We start from the raw sequence: 15,463 nt of genomic DNA on the forward strand, positions 1-15,463 counted from the left end.
CGCCGCCTTTCCGTTACAGTGAAGGAAGCGTTCGTATGGCGCGCGTTACCGTCGAGGATTGCGTCGACAAAATTCCAAACCGTTTCGATCTCGTGCTGTTCGCGGCCCAGCGCGCGCGCCAGATTTCGGGTGGTGCAGACCTCACCGTCGATCGCGACCGCGATAAGAACCCGGTCGTTGCGCTGCGCGAGATCGCCGAAGAAACGGTAAAGCCCAAGCATCTTCAGGAAGCCGTGGTGCAGGGTCTTCAGCGCGTTCAGGTTGATGATGATGATGCGCCCGATGAAGTCGGCTCGCTGGCTGCATCGGCAGAGGCGCTTCGCCTCACGGCCGCTGCCCCGCCGCGCAATCAGAATCTGGGTAGCGATTACGAAGGCTGAGTATGCGGTCCAAGGCTGGCAGCGTCAGCCAAGGATAAGCCGATTGTCGGCCGCGTGGGCGGCGGGTGCCAGTATTAGCTCTCGCTAATTCTGGGCCGCCCTTTGAACCCCTGGGCGATCACATACCATTCTGACGAATCCTTGCGGCTCGCCGGGGGTTTGGCGTGCTTTACAGCCGTGAAATTGCGCTTGAGTTCGCTCACCAGCGCACTATCAGCACCGCCCGCCAGCACTTTGGCGACGAACGCCCCGCCGGGGCTCAGGACATCATAGGCAAAGGCTGCAGCGGTTTCGACCAGCCCCATGGTGCGCAAATGATCCGTCTGCGGATGGCCTACCGTGTTGGCGGCCATATCCGACAGCACCAGATCGGGCGCGCCGCCCAGTTCCTCCATCAGCTTTTCGGGCGCGCGATCATCGGTGAAGTCCATTTGCAGGATGATCACCCCATCGATAGGATCGACCGGCAGCAGATCAATCCCGACAATCGCGGCGCCCGGCGTCATCTTGCGCACCACCTGGCTCCAGCCGCCCGGCGCGATGCCCAGATCGATCACGCGCTTTACGCCCTTTAACAGCGCAAAACGCTCGTCGAGTTCGATCAGCTTATAGGCAGCGCGGCTGCGATAGCCCTCTGCCTTGGCCTTGCGGACATAGGGATCGTTGAGCTGGCGTTCGAGCCAGCGGTTCGATTGCGGCGTTCGCCCGCGTGAGGTGCGCACCCGCACCCGGCCGCCTGATCCACCTCTGCTCATCGGTCACGCCCATTCATCAGTCGCCGCAAGATACCCTCGCGAATGCCCCGATCAGCCACGCCGAGCCGCTCTGCCGGCCAGATGTCCATGATCGATTCAAGGATCGCGCAGCCCGCCACGACCAGATCGGCGCGTTCATTGCCGATACACGGCAACAGCGCGCGATCCTCAATCGATTTCGCCGCCAAATCAGCGCTGATCTGGCGCATGGCCGGCGCAGGGACGATCAGCCCGTCAACGGCGCTGCGATCATAGCGCTCAAGCCCCAGATGCACGCTGGCCAGCGTGGTGACCGTGCCGCTGGTGCCAAGCAAGCGGGGGCGCTCGATCCCGCTCGGCAAGCGCCGCGCAAAATCGGCAAAACTGTCCGTCACAACGGCGCGCATCCGGGCATAGGCAGCCGCGCGCCCGCCTGGCCCATCGCCACCGCCCGTGCTCTCGGTCAGCGATACCACCCCCCAAGGGGCGCTATGCCAATCGATCACCGTGGGCACGGTGGTGGTCGTATCGACCAGCACCAATTCGGTTGACCCGCCGCCAATATCAAACACTAGTGCGGGATCATCCCCCGGCTCGATCAGGACATGGCAGCCAAGCACCGCCAGCCGCGCTTCTTCCTCGGCGGTGATGATATCCAGCGCTATCCCGGTCTCACGATAGGCGCGCTCGATGAATGCAGGGCCATTGCTCGCCCGGCGACAGGCTTCGGTCGCGACAGATCGCGCCATGGTGACATTGCGCCGCCGCAGCTTGTCGGCACAAATGGACAGTGCTGCTAGTGTCCGGTCAATCGCGGCATCGCTCAATCGCCCGGTTGCCGCCAGTCCTTCCCCCAGCCTAACAATCCGCGAAAAGGCATCGATCACGGTAAAGCCATTGGCGGCGGGGCGCGCGATCAGCAGCCGGCAATTATTGGTGCCCAGATCAAGCGCGGCATAGTGGCGCGCTTCGGGCCAGCGGGCACGCGCTGTTTTGGAAGGGGCCGAACGGGCCGGGCCTGCGCCCTGCCGGTGCGGCACGCGGGCGGATTGATCACCCATGGCCGTTGCTCACATTTATGTTCTGCGGTCCGGGACGTGCCGTCCCCACCGTGCTTGGGGCCAAGCCTAGCCGAGCATAGCGGCGGCGGCAAGCGAGCCCGCACGTTGACAGCCGATCACGCCCCGCCTATCTCGCGCCCCGGCACTGCCCTGTCGTCTAATGGTAAGACCACGGACTCTGACTCCGTTAATTGAGGTTCGAATCCTCACGGGGCATCCAGCCTTTCCGGCTAGATGCCATTCTGCAGCGCTGGGACCCCTTCAGCGCGGGGCGGCGGTTTGCAGCGCGATCAGCTCGGCGATTAGTTTTGGGTCCTGCGCTGGATCGATGCTCGCTTTGAACACGCTGCGCATCTTGTCGATCTCGGCCTGCCATTTCTCCGCATTGAGCGGCGGCTGCGCCAGGATCATTTCGCCCGAATGGCAGGCAGTACAGTTGAGCGACACCGCTTCGGCACTGGCCGGCAAAGTGACGGGCTCGTCTGGTAGCGCGATCGTCGTGCTGTTGAGCACAAAATCTGCGGGCAGGGCGCCCTCGGTTGCCGGTTTCGTCCCGCATCCGGCCAGCAGCGCCAGCGCGACGATCACGCCAGCGCGCTTCATGCGGCGTGCACCGTGATCGCCTCAATGGTGTTGAGCATATAGCCGCCGGGGTTCCAGATGGGATCGGGCAACTGCGTGTCGCCGCTGGTGTTGGTGGCGCGCACCGCGATCCGGTGCGGGCCCGGTGCGAGCTGGGTGACCGTCATCTCCCAGCCGCGAAAGCTGTATTTGCCGTGATCTTTTCCCAAAACCGTCTTTTGCCAGGCCCCGCCATCGACTGACAGGTTGACTGCAGCAACGCCGCTTGCCCCACCCATGGCAATGCCGCGCAAATGCAGCGGAGCGCCTGCCTTGATCGGACCGCTGCCGCGACTAGTGATGAAGCTGCGCGGCAGCATCTTGTTGATGGGCAGCTTGGGAAAATCCTTGGTCCCCGGCGCAACGCTCGCGCGCGGCGTCGCGGGGATTTGATAGGCCTTGGCCATCCAGAAATTATCGTCTGGCGCGTCGAGGACCTCGATATGGTCGAGCGCCTTGATCCAATAGGTTGAATACCAGCCCGGCACCACCAGCCGGATCGGGAATCCGTTGAGCATCGGCAGCGCCTGCCCGTTCATGGCGAAGGCGATCATGACCTCGCCGTCGCGCGCATGGTCGACGCTGAGCGATTTGGCAAACCACGGCGCCTCGCCCGGCGGTCGGTCGAGTCCCGAAAAGCGCACCGCGCTCGCCCCCGCCTTCACCCCCGCCCGGTCGAGCACGTCCTTCAGCCGCACCCCGGTCCACCGCGCATTGCCCATCGCGCCGTGCCCCCATTGCGCACCCGGTACGCGCGGCGAAAAATACGCCCGCGAGTTGCCCGAACATTGGTTGATCGCGGTCAACTCCACGCGCGGCAGCTTGAGCAGATCGGCGATCGAGAAGGCAAGGCGACCGCTTACCGCGCCATCGACCTTGAGGCGGAAGGCATTGGTATCGACCGACAGCGGGATATCGTCATAATGCCAACGCACGAAGAAGCGGTCGTTGGGGGTGATGATGCCCTGATCGAATAGCTCGAACGGCGTCTCCAGCAGCGGCGCGCGGCTGCGCTGGAGCAGCATTGCGCCCTTTTGCGGGAAATTGCGCACCAGCGGCAGCGGGCGCGCTTGCGTCCAGCCAGGCAGCGCCAGCCCAGCGCCCGCGACCCCCAGCGCCGCGAGCGCATCGCGGCGGCCCCAATCAGCCATTGGTGGCAGCCGCCAGCGGTGCGAAGCGGGCAACTTGCTGGCCGACCATTACCAGCTGATCAAGCACGGCGGGCTCGCTCGCGCCGCCCGCATCGTCGAATTTGGTCAGTTGCGTGTTGATCGCCGCAGCAAAAGGTGTCGGCCACCCGCGCAGCGCATGGACGATCGAGCGCAGCGCCGCAATCGTGCTTCCCGTCGCCTGCCAGCCATAAGCGGTGGCAATCAGCCCCACCGGCATGTCGGCGAGATAAGGCCGCGCATCCCCCGCCGTTTCCTCAAGCAAATCGAGCGCATTTTTCACCACGCCCGAAATGCTGCCATGATAGCCTGGACTGGCGATGATCAGCGCGGATGCCTGTCGCACCGTTTCGACAAATTCCAGTTCGGCATCGGTCCGGCTCGTCGCCTTGGGATCATAAAGCGGCAGCCGCGCCATATCGGCCCCGCCGAACATGCGCGTACGAAATCCCTCCCGCCCCACACTGTCGAGCGCGATCATCAAGGCGCGCTCGGTGGAGGAGACCCCGCCGATCGTACCGCCGATCCCCACGACAAGGGGCAGATCGGTGGGGGCAGTATCGGCCATTAGGGCATTCCTTTTAGGTCAGTAGCGCGTGATCGATGTTCGGCAGCACGTGGCGCGCGAACAGATCCGCCTCGGCTGCATGGGGATAGCCCGAGAGGATAAAGGCCTCAATGCCCATCGCGCGGTAATCGTTGAGCTTGGCGAGCACTTGATCGGGATCGCCGACAATCGCCGCGCCGCAGCCGGAGCGCGCCCGGCCAACGCCGGTCCACAAATTCGCCTCGGCATAGCCGTCATCGCCGGCATTGTCGCGCAGCGCCGCTTGCGCCGCGACGCCAGCAGATTGCGAATCGAGCGACTTGGCACGGATCGCCGCGCCTTGCGCATCGTCCAGCTTGGACAGCAGCCGATCGGCTGCCGTCCGGGCCTCGGCCTCGGTATCCCGCACAATGACATGCGCGCGGTAGCCAAAGCGCAGCGTGCGGCCATGCGCGGCAGCGCGGGCCTGCATATCGGCGATGATCGCGGCGACCGCCTCGCGCTTGTCAGGCCACATCAGATAGACGTCGCAGCCCTTGGCCGCTGCTTCGCGTGCATCAGGCGACAGCCCCCCGAAATAGAGCTGCGGCGCCTTGCCGCTGAGCGTGCCGATCCGTGGTGGATCGAGCTTCAATTGCCAGAATTCGCCCTGATGATTGAGCGGTTCGCCGTTCAGCAATGTCTTCAAAATATGCATCGCCTCGACCGTCCGCGCATAACGCGGGGCAGAACCAAGCGTCTCGCCGGGCATTTCGGAGGAGATGATATTGACCTTCAATCGGCCCCCAAGCATTCGGTCGATCGTCGCGATCTGGCGCGCGAGCTGTGGTGGCCAGCTTTCGCCGACGCGCACCGCCATCAGCAACGCCATCCGCTTGAGCATCGGCGCAATCGCGGCGGCAAACGCCGTGGTATCGATGCCGAGCGCATAGCCTGATGGCAGCAGGATATTGTCGAACCCGCCAGTTTCGGCCTGCATCACGATGTCGCGGCAATGCTCCCAGCTTGATTTGAGCATCGGATCAGGCGCGCCGAGAAATTCATAGTCGTCATCGCAGAGCGCGGAAAACCAGCTAATTTCGCAAGGGCTTGCGCTCATGGCAGCTTTTCTCCGCGCGACGCGACCAGCACATCATACCAACGCTGGCGGCTCCAGTGGCATTTAAAGGCATCGGGGATTTCAGCGATGCGGTCCAGATTCTGCGTGCCGACGATCGGGATCACCCGAGCCGGATGCGCCATGATCCAGCCATAGGCCGCCGCCGCGCGCGAGACGCCGGCTTCGGCCGCGACCACATCAAGCGCGGCCGCGACGGCGGTTGCCCGCGCATCCTGCGGATCGCCGATGCGGCCGCCGCCAAGGGGTGACCAGGCGAGCACGGCGAGATCGGTTTCCATCGCCAGATCGAGCAGGCCATTTTCGATCGGCCCCAGTTCAAGCGGCGAAAATTCGGGCTGAGTCGAGGCAAGCGGGATATTCAGGAACGCCGCCAGCGCCCGGTGCTGCGCCAGCGTATAGTTCGACACGCCAACCGCGCGAACCTTGCCCGCGCTGACCATGTCCTCCAACGTCCGCGCCACCTCCTGCGGGTGCGCCAAAATGTCGGGTCGATGGATCTGGTAGAGATCGACCGAGTCAACGGCCATCCGCCGCAGCGACGCATCAAGCGCTGCCGTCAGATAATCCCTGCCAGAATCATAGGGTACCGGCGGGGTAATGCCCCCCTTGGTCGCCAGCACCATCTGGCCGCGCAGCTGCGGCGCTTCGGTCAATATCTGCCCCAACAGGCTCTCAGCATCGCCGAAGCCGCCAGCGCCATCAAAGCCATAAATATCGGCGGTATCGAACAGCGTAACGCCGGCCGCAAACGCCGCTTCGATCAGCGCGCGCCCCCCCGATACGCCAGCGTGGCCAAAGCGCCACATGCCCCAAGCAATCGGGGAGACTAAAATTCCGCTCTTGCCCAAGGGCCGCGATTCGGGTGTATAGGTGCTTTCAGACATCGTTGTCATACATAGAGGCGAGACGCTTGGGAGAGCAAGTACGATATGGCCTGATCGGCACGGGGATGATGGGGGTCGAGCATTTGACCAACCTTGCCATCACCCCCGGCGCGGTGGTCACGGCGCTTGCCGACCCTACCGAGGCATCGCTCGGCTGGGCAAAGAACGCGCTTGGGTCACGGGCAGAGGGCGTGCAGGCGTTTGACAGTGCAGCGGCACTCGCCGCCAGTGGCCTGTGCGATGCCGTGATCGTCGCCAGCCCCAATTATACCCACCGCGATGTTCTTGTGCCCCTGTTCGATGCCGGTCTCCACATCCTGTGCGAGAAGCCCGTCGCGACCACGATTGCCGATGCCCGCTGGATCGTCGACCGCGCGGCGCAGACTGACCGGGTGTTCTGGACGGCGATGGAATATCGCTACATGCCCCCGGCGGCCGAATTCATCGCTGAGATTCACGGTGGCCGCATCGGCACGCTGAAAATGCTGTCGATCCGCGAGCATCGCTTCCCCTTCCTGCCCAAAGTTGGCGACTGGAACCGCTTCAACCGCAACACCGGCGGCACGATGGTGGAGAAATGCTGCCATTTCTTCGATTTGATGCGCCTGATCGTGCAGGCCGATCCGGTCCGCGTTTATTGTTCGGGCGCGATGGACGTGAACCATCTCGACGAAAGCTATCAGGGCGAGCGCCCCGATATTATCGACAACAGCTACACGACCGTCGATTTCAGCAACGGTGTCCGCGCGATGCTTGATCTGTCGATGTTTGCCGATGGGGCTGAAAATCAGGAAGAGATTGCGGCCGTCGGCGAAAAGGCAAGGCTGGAGGTGTTGATCCCTGAAGGCGCGATCGTCTTTTCGCCGCGCGTCGGGTTCCGCAATCCCAAAGCAGCCACGCGGCGCGTGGTTGAGGTTGATGCCGCAGCGCTGAACGCTGGCAGCCACCACGGGTCAACCTTCTACGAACATCAGAAATTCATCGCCGCTGTGCGCGGTGAGGGGCCGGTCGAGGTCACTGCCCATGACGGGTTGATGGCGGTCGCGGTCGGCACGGCTGCCGAGCTAAGTGCGCGGGAGAAGCGCGTGGTGACGATGACGGAGTTGGGATTCTGAGCAATGGAGATTGCGCGGGCAAGATTTTCTTCAAGCCAGCCAAGAACGCGGCGTTTGCCGCCAAGATAGAATAACCTATCAAAATAGTAGGACTTAGGGAGGGATAACCATGAAACGATCAATTCTGATGGCAGGTGCCGCATCATTGGCACTGTTGCTGAGCGCACCAGCCTTTGCGCAAGCTACCGATTCTGCGCCGGCAGCCGATGCGGCGAGCGATTCGGGCGAAATCATTGTCACCGCGCAAAAGCGCAGCGAGCGCCTGCAGGACGTGCCGCTGGCGGTCACCGTTGTGAGCGGCGATACGCTGGCCGCGACCGGCAAGGTGAGCCTGGAGGGCGCGCAATATCTTGTGCCGTCGCTCAACTTTCTCAAATCGGGCACCACGCTCAACCAATCATTGTTCCTGCGCGGTGTCGGCACTGCGACCTTCTCGATCGCTGGCGAACCGTCAGTGTCGACCGTGCTTGACGGCGTTGTGTTCAGCCGCGCTGGCGAAGCGTTTAGCGACCTGCTCGACATTGAGCGGATTGAGGTGTTGCGGGGCCCCCAGGGCACGCTGTTCGGCAAGAACGCCAGCGCTGGCGTGATCAACATCGTCTCGAAGCGGCCGTCGAAGGAACTGGGTGGCTATGTCGAACTCGGCTTTTTCACCGATTCTGAATATCGCGCCCGCGCTGCGATCAACGTGCCGCTGGGTGAAAATGTTCGTTCGCGCTTGAGCGGCTATTATAGCAATTACGATGGCAACATCCGCAACACGGCGGTCAACAGGATCGTGAACGGCTGGGAGCATTACGGTTTCCGCCTGCAGGTTGAAGCCGAGCCGACGCCTGACCTGACGCTGATGTTCATTGCCGATTATCACCGCAACAACGATGATTGCTGCGCGCCCGTCGTTGGCACGCTGCCCATCGTGAACGCAACCGGTGCCACCACCACCAACGCGTCGACGCAGGTGCTGCCGACACCGCTCGGCGACCGGACGCGGACGATCGCCCAGAACCTTGTCACCGCGACGCGGGAGACCGGCTATGGCTTCTCGCTGCAGGCCGATTATGCAGTGGCGAACCATACGGTGACGTCGATCACGTCATATCGCAACTGGGCCAACACCGAAATTCGCGACGGTGACTGGCTGCCAATGGCCTATATCGGGTTCAACCAGTTGCACGATTTTGGCCCGCAAACCGGGCACACCGTTACCCAGGAAATCCGCCTTACCTCACCCGGCAAGCAGTTTTTCGACTATGTCATCGGCGGCTTTTATTCGAGTGCGGTGTCCGAACGGACATTTACGCGCGACGTCACGCGCTGCAGCGCAGCGGTTGGCGCGGTCATTCCGGCAGGCAGCCTGATCCCGTGCACGAGCCCGCTGGCGGCACCATCGACCTTCCCGAGTGGGACGGCGGTCTTTGGTTCGACCTTCGACAACTTCTCGCTCTTCGGCCAGGGTACGCTTAACATAGCCAGCTGGGTGCGACTGATCGGTGGCGTTCGCTATACCTCGGATCACCTCGACGTGTTCCATTCGCGCGTCAGCCGCAATCTGGACGTGGCCGGCGGGGTGCCGGTCGGCACCGGGGGTATCAATCCCAATTTCGATCAGGGCGTCTTCAATTCGCCCGGCGTGAACGGGGTAGTTACCGCCACCAATGGCATTCCCTTCACGGCGCGGACCAATTCGACCAATTTTTCGGGCAAGGCCGGTATCCAGGCCGATTTGACTGAAAACAACATCGCCTATTTCACCTATTCGCGCGGGTATAAGGGCCCGGCGTTCAACGTGTTCTTCAACCTGTCGAAGAACGGCACCAACGTGATCGCGCCGGAAACGTCGAATGCCTATGAAGTCGGCTTGAAAAACACCTTCCTCGATGGCCGGTTGATCCTGAACATCGCCGGTTTCTATGCCGTCTATGATAACTTCCAGGCGAATAATCCTGATCTGGTGGCGGGCGTGGTCGTCACGCGCTTCACCAACGCGGGCAAGGTATCGACGCGCGGCGTGGAAATCGATGCCAGCTTCCGGCCGATCCCGGACCTGAACTTCAGCGGCGGCATTGCCTATACCGATGCAAAGGTCGATGCGTTCCGCGCACCGCTCGGCGCAGCGGTTATCCCGGCGGGCACGCCGCTTGGCTTTGCGCCGAAGTGGAAGGGCAATGTGAGCGTCGATTACCGCATCCGCACCGGCGGACAGGTGGATGTCTATCTGGGGGCGCAAGGATCGTACCAGAGCTCGCAGCTCTCGTTGTTCGCGGCGGATGCCGTACAACGGCGGCTGGGGACGATCGGTGCTTACGGCCTGGCCAACCTCTCGGCGGCGATTGCCACCAACGACGACAAATATCGTCTGACCTTCCAGGTCCGTAATCTGTTCGACCAGAGCTTTGCCGCAACGATCGCCAATGGCGGTCCGGGCAACGCTTATCTCTTTCAGATCCCGCGTGACGCCGATCGCTATTTCGGCGTGACGGGTCGGGTAAATTTCTGATCTGATCGCAGAAATATTGGGGCCCGGTCGGCGCATGCCGGCCGGGCCTTTTATTGCCCAAAGCGGATAGAGATACCCGGAATCGCGCTGACGAAGTCAGCGCCAAACGCGGTTGCCGGGCTATGGGCGCCAGCGGCCGGTCGGTGCGCAAGGGTCCACGCGATCGCTGCCATCGCGATATCGACCGTGGTGGCAAAGCCCTCTCCCGCATCGAGCCTGGCAGTCTCGGTTGCCTTCCCCCGTCCGGCCATGATCCATACATGCGACCGGAAGGCCGCTTTTGCCGCCCCGCCATGCCCCCCCGCCTGCGCCATCGCGCGCCGAACCGGGGGCAATTTGAGCAACATCGGCAACAGCGGTGCGATGAATGAGAGAAGACGCGCCTGACTATGCGCCATCGGGACGCCAGCGATGATCCGTCGCGTCCCAGTCGCTCGTCGGGCTGCCGCGAGATCCGCAAGTGGTGCGCTGGCGAAAGCATGCCGGATTCCATCGGGGTCCGTTTCGCGCCAGCGTCCCCGCGCTAATTTTCGCCGAGTGATCGCCCCAGCGCGTACTTCGCGACCGCCGCCTGCAATCACGGTCACGGTGCTTTCCGCCACGGCTGGAGAGCCAAAACCTGAATCTGCGGCGACGGCAATTCGCATCCATTCAGCCCCGCCCAATCGCGCGCTGACCTGCATGGCCAACCCGTCGCTGGCGGCGATGCCAAAGCCGACGCCGCCGACCAGGGCGACGCCTGCCGATCGGGCAGCCGCGTCTTGCTCGAACATGGCCTCCAATGCCGATAGCTCCCCGTTCAAGTCCAGATAGTCGATTCCCGCACCAAGCGCGGCAGCGATCACTAACGGCGCAGTAGTCGCGAACGGCCCGGCCGCATTCAGCACCAGCCGTTGGCCAGCCAGGGCCTGTTGCAGCGCCGTGCGGTCCCGCAGATCAACGGCAACCCAGTCGAGCTGGGAAGGCGCTGCGAGTGCTGCCAGCTTGGCGGGATCGCGACCGATCAAGCGCGGTCGATACCCCAGCGCCAGCGCACGGTCCAAAATCATCCGTCCCGTCACGCCGGTGGGACCGATTAACGCCCATGGCAGGCCATCTGGGATAGAGTGAGCATTTGCTAACACATCAGACATGACTCAATTCTCCAGTCCACGAAACAACAAGGTCCATAGGGATTGGGCAAAATGCTCCGCCGGGTCAGGCAGCTCATCAAACAGCGCGAGCCGCGCCACTTGCCCAAGCGCGCCAAGCAGCAGGATGGAGGCCAAGCCGGGATCGGCACTGGCGCTTATCCGTCCGGCGGCCTGTTCGGCCTCAACCAGCAAGCGCATCCGGGCGGGTAGCGGCAGCGCGCGTTGCGCTTCGGGCAAGGTCGGCCAGTAGCGCCGAAGATTCTCCAGAACGAAATGCACCGCCTGCGGCGCTGCCTTGATCAGCGCCACACAGGCGATCAGCCGGTCTTGCAATGCCATCGCTGGTTCAGCCGTCAGGCTATGCGCTAGCGCGGCGTAGCAGCGATCAAACAACGCTTGCGCCAGAGCTTCTTTGCTGGCGAAATGGCGGAAGATGGCCGGGTTGGTGAACCCAGCGCCAGCCGCGATGTCGCGAATATTGACGCCATCGACCCCGTGCATCGAAAACAGCTCAAGCGCGGTCGCAACAATTGCGCGCTTGGCGGGTGGATCGAGCTCGCTCGACAGATGGAAAGGCGTCGTCATGATCAGCGTGTTAGCAAATGCTAACTTAACCGTCAATCCCCCAAAGACCGATCCACTATTGGCTGAAAATGCTGCTTAGTGCGCCATCGCCAATCCCTCGCCGCGCTCGCTTTCATCAACGGGCACAATCACGGGCACCAGCAGCTGGATGCACAGCAACGCCAGCAAATAGCTGCCAGAACAAATCGCCAGCAATGGGCCATAGCCCCAGCCCTGTGAGAGCGAATAGGCAGCGAGCTGGATCAGCCCGATTGACCACATATTGCCGCAAAACGCCGCCATCCCGACTGCCGAGCCGACAATCCGCGCCGGAAACACATCGGTCGCAAAGCCGAACAAATTGGTCGAAAAACCCTGATGCGCAAACAAACCGAGCCCCAGCAGCAGCGCCGCGCTCCACGGGCTGGATACCAGTAACACCAGCGACACCGGCAGGATCAGCACGGCATAGATCAGCAATGTCGTCTTGCGGGCGCGGTTGACGCTCCATCCATGCGCCATCATTCGCGTTGGCAGCCAGCCGCCGGTCAGCGCGCCCAATGCGGCAAAGACATAGACCAAGGCGACCGGCAGCCCCACTGTCCCTTGTGGCAGGCCGAACAGCCGGTGGAACAGATCAGGCAGCCAGCTCAGCATGAAGAACCACACTTGATCCGAAAGCACTTTGGCCACCGCGAGCGCGATGATCTTGCGATCCTTGAGCAAGTCCGTCCAGGCGATCGGTGTCGGCTGTTCACCATCGGCCGCAACCGGCTGAACGCGGATTGCAAACCAGACCGCGACCCATACCAGCCCAAGTCCGCCAGCGATCAGGAATGCCGCGCGCCAGCCAAACGCCACCGCCAGCGCCGGGATCGCCAATGGCGTCACGATTGCACCGATATTGGGCGCCGTATTGCCAATACCCAGCGCGATCGAGCGCTCCTTCTGGCTGAAATAGGTCGCCGCCGATTTCACCGCTGCCGGCGTTCCAATCGATTCCGCTGCCCCCAGCACGACCCGCGCCGCGACGAAGCCGATCACCCCGGTCGCAAAGGCATGCGCCATGCCGGCGATGCTCCACACCGCGACGCCTATCGCAAAGCCCAGGCGCAACCCCACCCGATCGATGAACCAGCCGGTGCCCAGAAATGCGACCGCTGCGGAGAATTGAAAGGCTGAAACCATGTTGGCGTAATCCTGGTCGGACCAGTGATACTCCGCCTCCAATGTCGGCTTCAGCAGCGCCAGTATCTGCCGATCGACATAATTCAGCATGATCGCGAAGAACACCATCGCCACGATCACCCACCGGGTGGCCCCGCTCTTGCCTGACATCATCGCTCTCCCCATGGCTTTTCAGATAACGTTGTCATACCCGCGACGCTTCGGCTAGCCCTTTGCAGCAATAGCGATACATAAGGGATGTTTCAGGGCGGGGTATGGCAAACACGCGAACCAAACCGACAAAACGGCCACTGCCCATGGCAGCGGACCTGTATGGCGATATCGAGCCGAGCCCGGCATCCACCTGGCGGGGGCTGCTGCCCGGGCTGGCGGTGGTCGCCGCCGGAACGCTGTCGGCGGGGTTTATTTCCGATCATTATGGTGCGCCGCTCACCCTGATGGCACTGCTGATCGGCCTCGCGCTCAATTTTTTGAGCGCTGACGCACGGTTGCATGACGGGCTGACCTTTGCTTCGCGATCATTGTTGCGCTGGGGAATCGTGCTGGTCGGCGTGCGCGTTACCTTCGGGCAGATTATGGCGCTTGGGCCCGTCGCGCTGATTGCCGTGGTGGCGATTGTGGCGTTGGTGATCGGCAGCGGTGTGCTGGCGGCGCGGCGCTTCGGCTTCGATAGCGCGTTCGGGGTGCTGGCGGGCGGCGCGGTGGCGATTTGCGGTGCCTCGGCGGCGCTCGCGCTGGCAACCACGCTTGGCGAGAAGCGCGCGAGCCAGGCGCAGCTCACGATCGTGCTCGTCGGGATTTCGGCGATGAGTGCGGCGGCGATGGTGACCTATCCCATCCTGGCGCACGCAATGATGCTGACCGATCTGAAGGCCGGCTTCATGCTCGGGGCCTCGATCCATGATGTCGCGCAGACATTGGGCGCGGGCTATGCTTATTCGCCGGGCGCAGGCGACATCGCTGCGATCGTCAAGCTTACCCGCGTCGCGCTGCTTGCTCCCGCACTCGCGGTGGTCGCGCTCTATTTTCCCAAAGAAGGCAGCAAGACCAAGGGCCCCGGCATCCCCTGGTTCGTTGTCGGTTTTTTCGTGGTAGCGGGCATCCACTCGCTCGGCGTTATCCCGCCGATTGTGGCAACCGGGGCCGAAAAACTCGCCACCGCCGCCCTCGCCGCCGCCGTGACGGCGACGGCGATCCGATCGCCGATGCGCCAATTGCTGGAGGCGGGGCCGAAACCGCTGTTGGTGATCGGGGTGGCGACGCTGGCGGCGCTGGTGCTGTCGGGGTCGGTGGCGGTGCTTGTGATTGGGTAGAGTTGCGAAGAACTTCTACACTGTCTGATTCTTGGGAACATGAAATTTAAACGTTCCAGCTGACTGGCCAAATTAAATATCCTGATTATTGTTATCTAATCACTCAAAAAAGTAAAGTTGTATCGGATTAGTTATTATTAGTTATATTCTGCTGCAGCCCGTCCCAATTTAAAATCTTTTCTAGAAGCCCCACCATCATAAAAGTATGACAGTTTATATCAATCAAATAAATTTAATCTCCCTTTACGTTCATTATGTCGACGGCCATCAGTCGTCCATTTTCGTCCTTCTCAAGGCGAAACCTCACTCTCGATCCTTTGGATAGATTAGCGTTACCTAACGCACGACTGCCGTGAAAAAACATGTCCAAGGGCATACCATCTTGTACAATAAATCCATAATTTTGCTTACTTTGATAAAATTTTATATTACCCTCAAAGAATCCAGCCTTAGTAGGAGCAACAACTGCAGTCGCCGTTTTGCGACGGGGCTGAATTTTTTTTCCCGTATTTAGAGCACTTGCCAAACTATAATGTATTTCATAATTGGAATGTGTTTTAACTTTTGGTGAAATATTGGACGTACTACGCTCTATAAAACACCAGCGGATAAATGGCTTATCGCTCGTACCCTCGATGTAGCTCAGAACATTCTGGTCGTATAAGAACTGTAGCAATTCTTCCGCTGAACCCATAAAATCTGGTATTTTTACTTCTCGAGTGGCTACAAATTTCATGAAATCGGCATAAGCCCCGATGAATTTTGAGAAATCAAATTTATGCGCCCCGTCCAAATACTCAAAAAACTTCAAAAATAGCTGATATTCTGATTCATCATAATAGAAAGATAAGCTGTCCTTGATTTCACCGAGCATGTATTCGCCATATGCCCTCCTAAACTCAGATGATGTTAAATGTTTGTCAGTAAAATAATTCACAACATCGCCTGTTTTTAGATACAGTGACTCCAGCGTATCCAATACTGATAACACATCTCTAGGTCTATGGAACGTATATCTCAATACTGTAATAAAGGAAGACAGTTCTTCACTAGAGCTATGAGAAGAGGCTTCAAATGGAAAATAATAATCCCATGCTCTTCCGAGAGTCACCGCTTCATCTTGTTGAACCGAAAGTA

15 protein-coding genes and 1 tRNA gene are annotated in these 15,463 nt (G+C 61.1%); 5 read left to right on the forward strand and 11 right to left on the reverse strand.

Annotated elements, in window-relative coordinates; genetic code table 11:
- Positions 1 to 35: 35 nt before the first annotated feature.
- Positions 36 to 380 carry a DNA-directed RNA polymerase subunit omega gene (gene rpoZ, locus B7Y43_RS07865; protein WP_374131073.1) on the forward strand — a complete coding sequence of 115 codons (345 nt, stop codon included), beginning with the start codon at positions 36 to 38 and terminating at the stop codon, positions 378 to 380.
- 74 nt (positions 381 to 454) lie between these two features.
- On the opposite strand, the gene B7Y43_RS07870 is transcribed toward rpoZ, so the two are convergent.
- Entirely contained in the window at positions 455 to 1,135 is a 681-nt protein-coding gene (locus tag B7Y43_RS07870) for an RlmE family RNA methyltransferase (protein WP_374131074.1), read from the reverse strand.
- The gene (locus tag B7Y43_RS07875; protein ID WP_374131075.1) at positions 1,132 to 2,175 is read right to left on the reverse strand and encodes a Ppx/GppA phosphatase family protein; all 1,044 of its coding nucleotides are present in this window, start codon (positions 2,173 to 2,175) and stop codon (positions 1,132 to 1,134) included. Before B7Y43_RS07875 ends, B7Y43_RS07870 begins: the two co-directional genes overlap by 4 nt.
- A 146-nt stretch (positions 2,176 to 2,321) precedes the next feature.
- On the opposite strand from B7Y43_RS07875, the gene B7Y43_RS07880 reads away from it, so the two are divergent.
- Positions 2,322 to 2,395: transfer RNA gene (locus B7Y43_RS07880), tRNA-Gln, on the forward strand.
- 41 nt (positions 2,396 to 2,436) lie between these two features.
- Here B7Y43_RS07880 and B7Y43_RS07885 read toward each other — a convergent pair.
- From B7Y43_RS07885 to B7Y43_RS07905, 5 genes are read right to left on the reverse strand one after another with little or no spacing between them, the layout of a single operon-like run.
- Positions 2,437 to 2,778, reverse strand: a complete 342-nt coding sequence (locus tag B7Y43_RS07885) for a cytochrome C nitrite reductase (protein WP_374131076.1) — start codon at positions 2,776 to 2,778, stop codon at positions 2,437 to 2,439.
- Positions 2,775 to 3,947 (reverse strand): molybdopterin-dependent oxidoreductase, encoded by a 1,173-nt coding sequence (locus tag B7Y43_RS07890; RefSeq protein WP_374131077.1) that lies wholly within the window; start codon positions 3,945 to 3,947, stop codon positions 2,775 to 2,777. The genes B7Y43_RS07885 and B7Y43_RS07890 overlap by 4 nt, the downstream gene beginning before the upstream one ends.
- A complete protein-coding gene (locus tag B7Y43_RS07895; RefSeq protein ID WP_374131078.1) occupies positions 3,940 to 4,533 on the reverse strand; it encodes an NADPH-dependent FMN reductase in 594 nt (197 codons plus the stop codon). The genes B7Y43_RS07890 and B7Y43_RS07895 overlap by 8 nt, the downstream gene beginning before the upstream one ends.
- A gap of 13 nt (positions 4,534 to 4,546) precedes the next feature.
- A complete protein-coding gene (locus B7Y43_RS07900) occupies positions 4,547 to 5,611 on the reverse strand; it encodes an LLM class flavin-dependent oxidoreductase (RefSeq protein ID WP_374131079.1) in 1,065 nt (354 codons plus the stop codon).
- Positions 5,608 to 6,516 (reverse strand): aldo/keto reductase family oxidoreductase, encoded by a 909-nt coding sequence (locus tag B7Y43_RS07905; protein ID WP_374131080.1) that lies wholly within the window; start codon positions 6,514 to 6,516, stop codon positions 5,608 to 5,610. The genes B7Y43_RS07900 and B7Y43_RS07905 overlap by 4 nt, the downstream gene beginning before the upstream one ends.
- A 26-nt stretch (positions 6,517 to 6,542) precedes the next feature.
- On the opposite strand from B7Y43_RS07905, the gene B7Y43_RS07910 reads away from it, so the two are divergent.
- Both B7Y43_RS07910 and B7Y43_RS07915 read left to right on the forward strand, forming a co-directional pair.
- On the forward strand, positions 6,543 to 7,631 hold the full coding sequence (locus B7Y43_RS07910) for a Gfo/Idh/MocA family protein (protein ID WP_374131081.1): 1,089 nt from the start codon (positions 6,543 to 6,545) through the stop codon (positions 7,629 to 7,631).
- Positions 7,632 to 7,740: 109 nt separating this feature from the next.
- On the forward strand, positions 7,741 to 10,128 hold the full coding sequence (locus B7Y43_RS07915) for a TonB-dependent receptor (RefSeq protein WP_374131082.1): 2,388 nt from the start codon (positions 7,741 to 7,743) through the stop codon (positions 10,126 to 10,128).
- A 50-nt stretch (positions 10,129 to 10,178) separates the two neighbouring features.
- On the opposite strand, the gene B7Y43_RS07920 is transcribed toward B7Y43_RS07915, so the two are convergent.
- From B7Y43_RS07920 to B7Y43_RS07930, 3 genes are all read right to left on the reverse strand, one after another.
- On the reverse strand, positions 10,179 to 11,261 hold the full coding sequence (locus B7Y43_RS07920) for an NAD(P)H-binding protein (RefSeq protein ID WP_374131083.1): 1,083 nt from the start codon (positions 11,259 to 11,261) through the stop codon (positions 10,179 to 10,181).
- A gap of 3 nt (positions 11,262 to 11,264) precedes the next feature.
- A complete protein-coding gene (locus B7Y43_RS07925) occupies positions 11,265 to 11,846 on the reverse strand; it encodes a TetR/AcrR family transcriptional regulator (protein WP_374131084.1) in 582 nt (193 codons plus the stop codon).
- Positions 11,847 to 11,921: 75 nt separating this feature from the next.
- On the reverse strand, positions 11,922 to 13,163 hold the full coding sequence (locus B7Y43_RS07930; RefSeq protein ID WP_374131100.1) for an MFS transporter: 1,242 nt from the start codon (positions 13,161 to 13,163) through the stop codon (positions 11,922 to 11,924).
- Between the two features lie 146 nt (positions 13,164 to 13,309).
- Here B7Y43_RS07930 and B7Y43_RS07935 point away from each other — a divergent pair, with 146 nt between their 5' ends.
- Complete coding sequence (locus B7Y43_RS07935; protein WP_374131085.1) at positions 13,310 to 14,326, forward strand: YeiH family protein; 1,017 nt, start codon at positions 13,310 to 13,312, stop codon at positions 14,324 to 14,326.
- Between the two features lie 232 nt (positions 14,327 to 14,558).
- Here B7Y43_RS07935 and B7Y43_RS07940 read toward each other — a convergent pair.
- Positions 14,559 to 15,463, reverse strand: a 905-nt coding sequence (locus B7Y43_RS07940; RefSeq protein ID WP_374131086.1) for a cold-shock protein, incomplete at its 5' end; no start/stop codon positions are given.

The organism is Sphingomonas sp. 28-62-20 (assembly GCF_002281505.1).

What these genes read in the sequence shown, in the direction of transcription:
- B7Y43_RS07885 (WP_374131076.1), bottom strand. Translation starts at nt 2,778, where the DNA reads ATGAAGCGCGCTGGCGTGATCGTCGCGCTGGCGCTGCTGGCCGGATGC.
- B7Y43_RS07870 (WP_374131074.1), bottom strand. Translation starts at nt 1,135, where the DNA reads ATGAGCAGAGGTGGATCAGGCGGCCGGGTGCGGGTGCGCACCTCACGC.
- B7Y43_RS07920 (WP_374131083.1), bottom strand. Translation starts at nt 11,261, where the DNA reads ATGTCTGATGTGTTAGCAAATGCTCACTCTATCCCAGATGGCCTGCCA.
- B7Y43_RS07915 (WP_374131082.1), top strand. Translation starts at nt 7,741, where the DNA reads ATGAAACGATCAATTCTGATGGCAGGTGCCGCATCATTGGCACTGTTG.
- B7Y43_RS07925 (WP_374131084.1), bottom strand. Translation starts at nt 11,846, where the DNA reads ATGACGACGCCTTTCCATCTGTCGAGCGAGCTCGATCCACCCGCCAAG.
- B7Y43_RS07875 (WP_374131075.1), bottom strand. Translation starts at nt 2,175, where the DNA reads ATGGGTGATCAATCCGCCCGCGTGCCGCACCGGCAGGGCGCAGGCCCG.
- B7Y43_RS07895 (WP_374131078.1), bottom strand. Translation starts at nt 4,533, where the DNA reads ATGGCCGATACTGCCCCCACCGATCTGCCCCTTGTCGTGGGGATCGGC.
- B7Y43_RS07935 (WP_374131085.1), top strand. Translation starts at nt 13,310, where the DNA reads ATGGCAGCGGACCTGTATGGCGATATCGAGCCGAGCCCGGCATCCACC.
- B7Y43_RS07900 (WP_374131079.1), bottom strand. Translation starts at nt 5,611, where the DNA reads ATGAGCGCAAGCCCTTGCGAAATTAGCTGGTTTTCCGCGCTCTGCGAT.
- B7Y43_RS07905 (WP_374131080.1), bottom strand. Translation starts at nt 6,516, where the DNA reads ATGTCTGAAAGCACCTATACACCCGAATCGCGGCCCTTGGGCAAGAGC.
- B7Y43_RS07930 (WP_374131100.1), bottom strand. Translation starts at nt 13,163, where the DNA reads ATGTCAGGCAAGAGCGGGGCCACCCGGTGGGTGATCGTGGCGATGGTG.
- B7Y43_RS07890 (WP_374131077.1), bottom strand. Translation starts at nt 3,947, where the DNA reads ATGGCTGATTGGGGCCGCCGCGATGCGCTCGCGGCGCTGGGGGTCGCG.
- rpoZ (WP_374131073.1), top strand. Translation starts at nt 36, where the DNA reads ATGGCGCGCGTTACCGTCGAGGATTGCGTCGACAAAATTCCAAACCGT.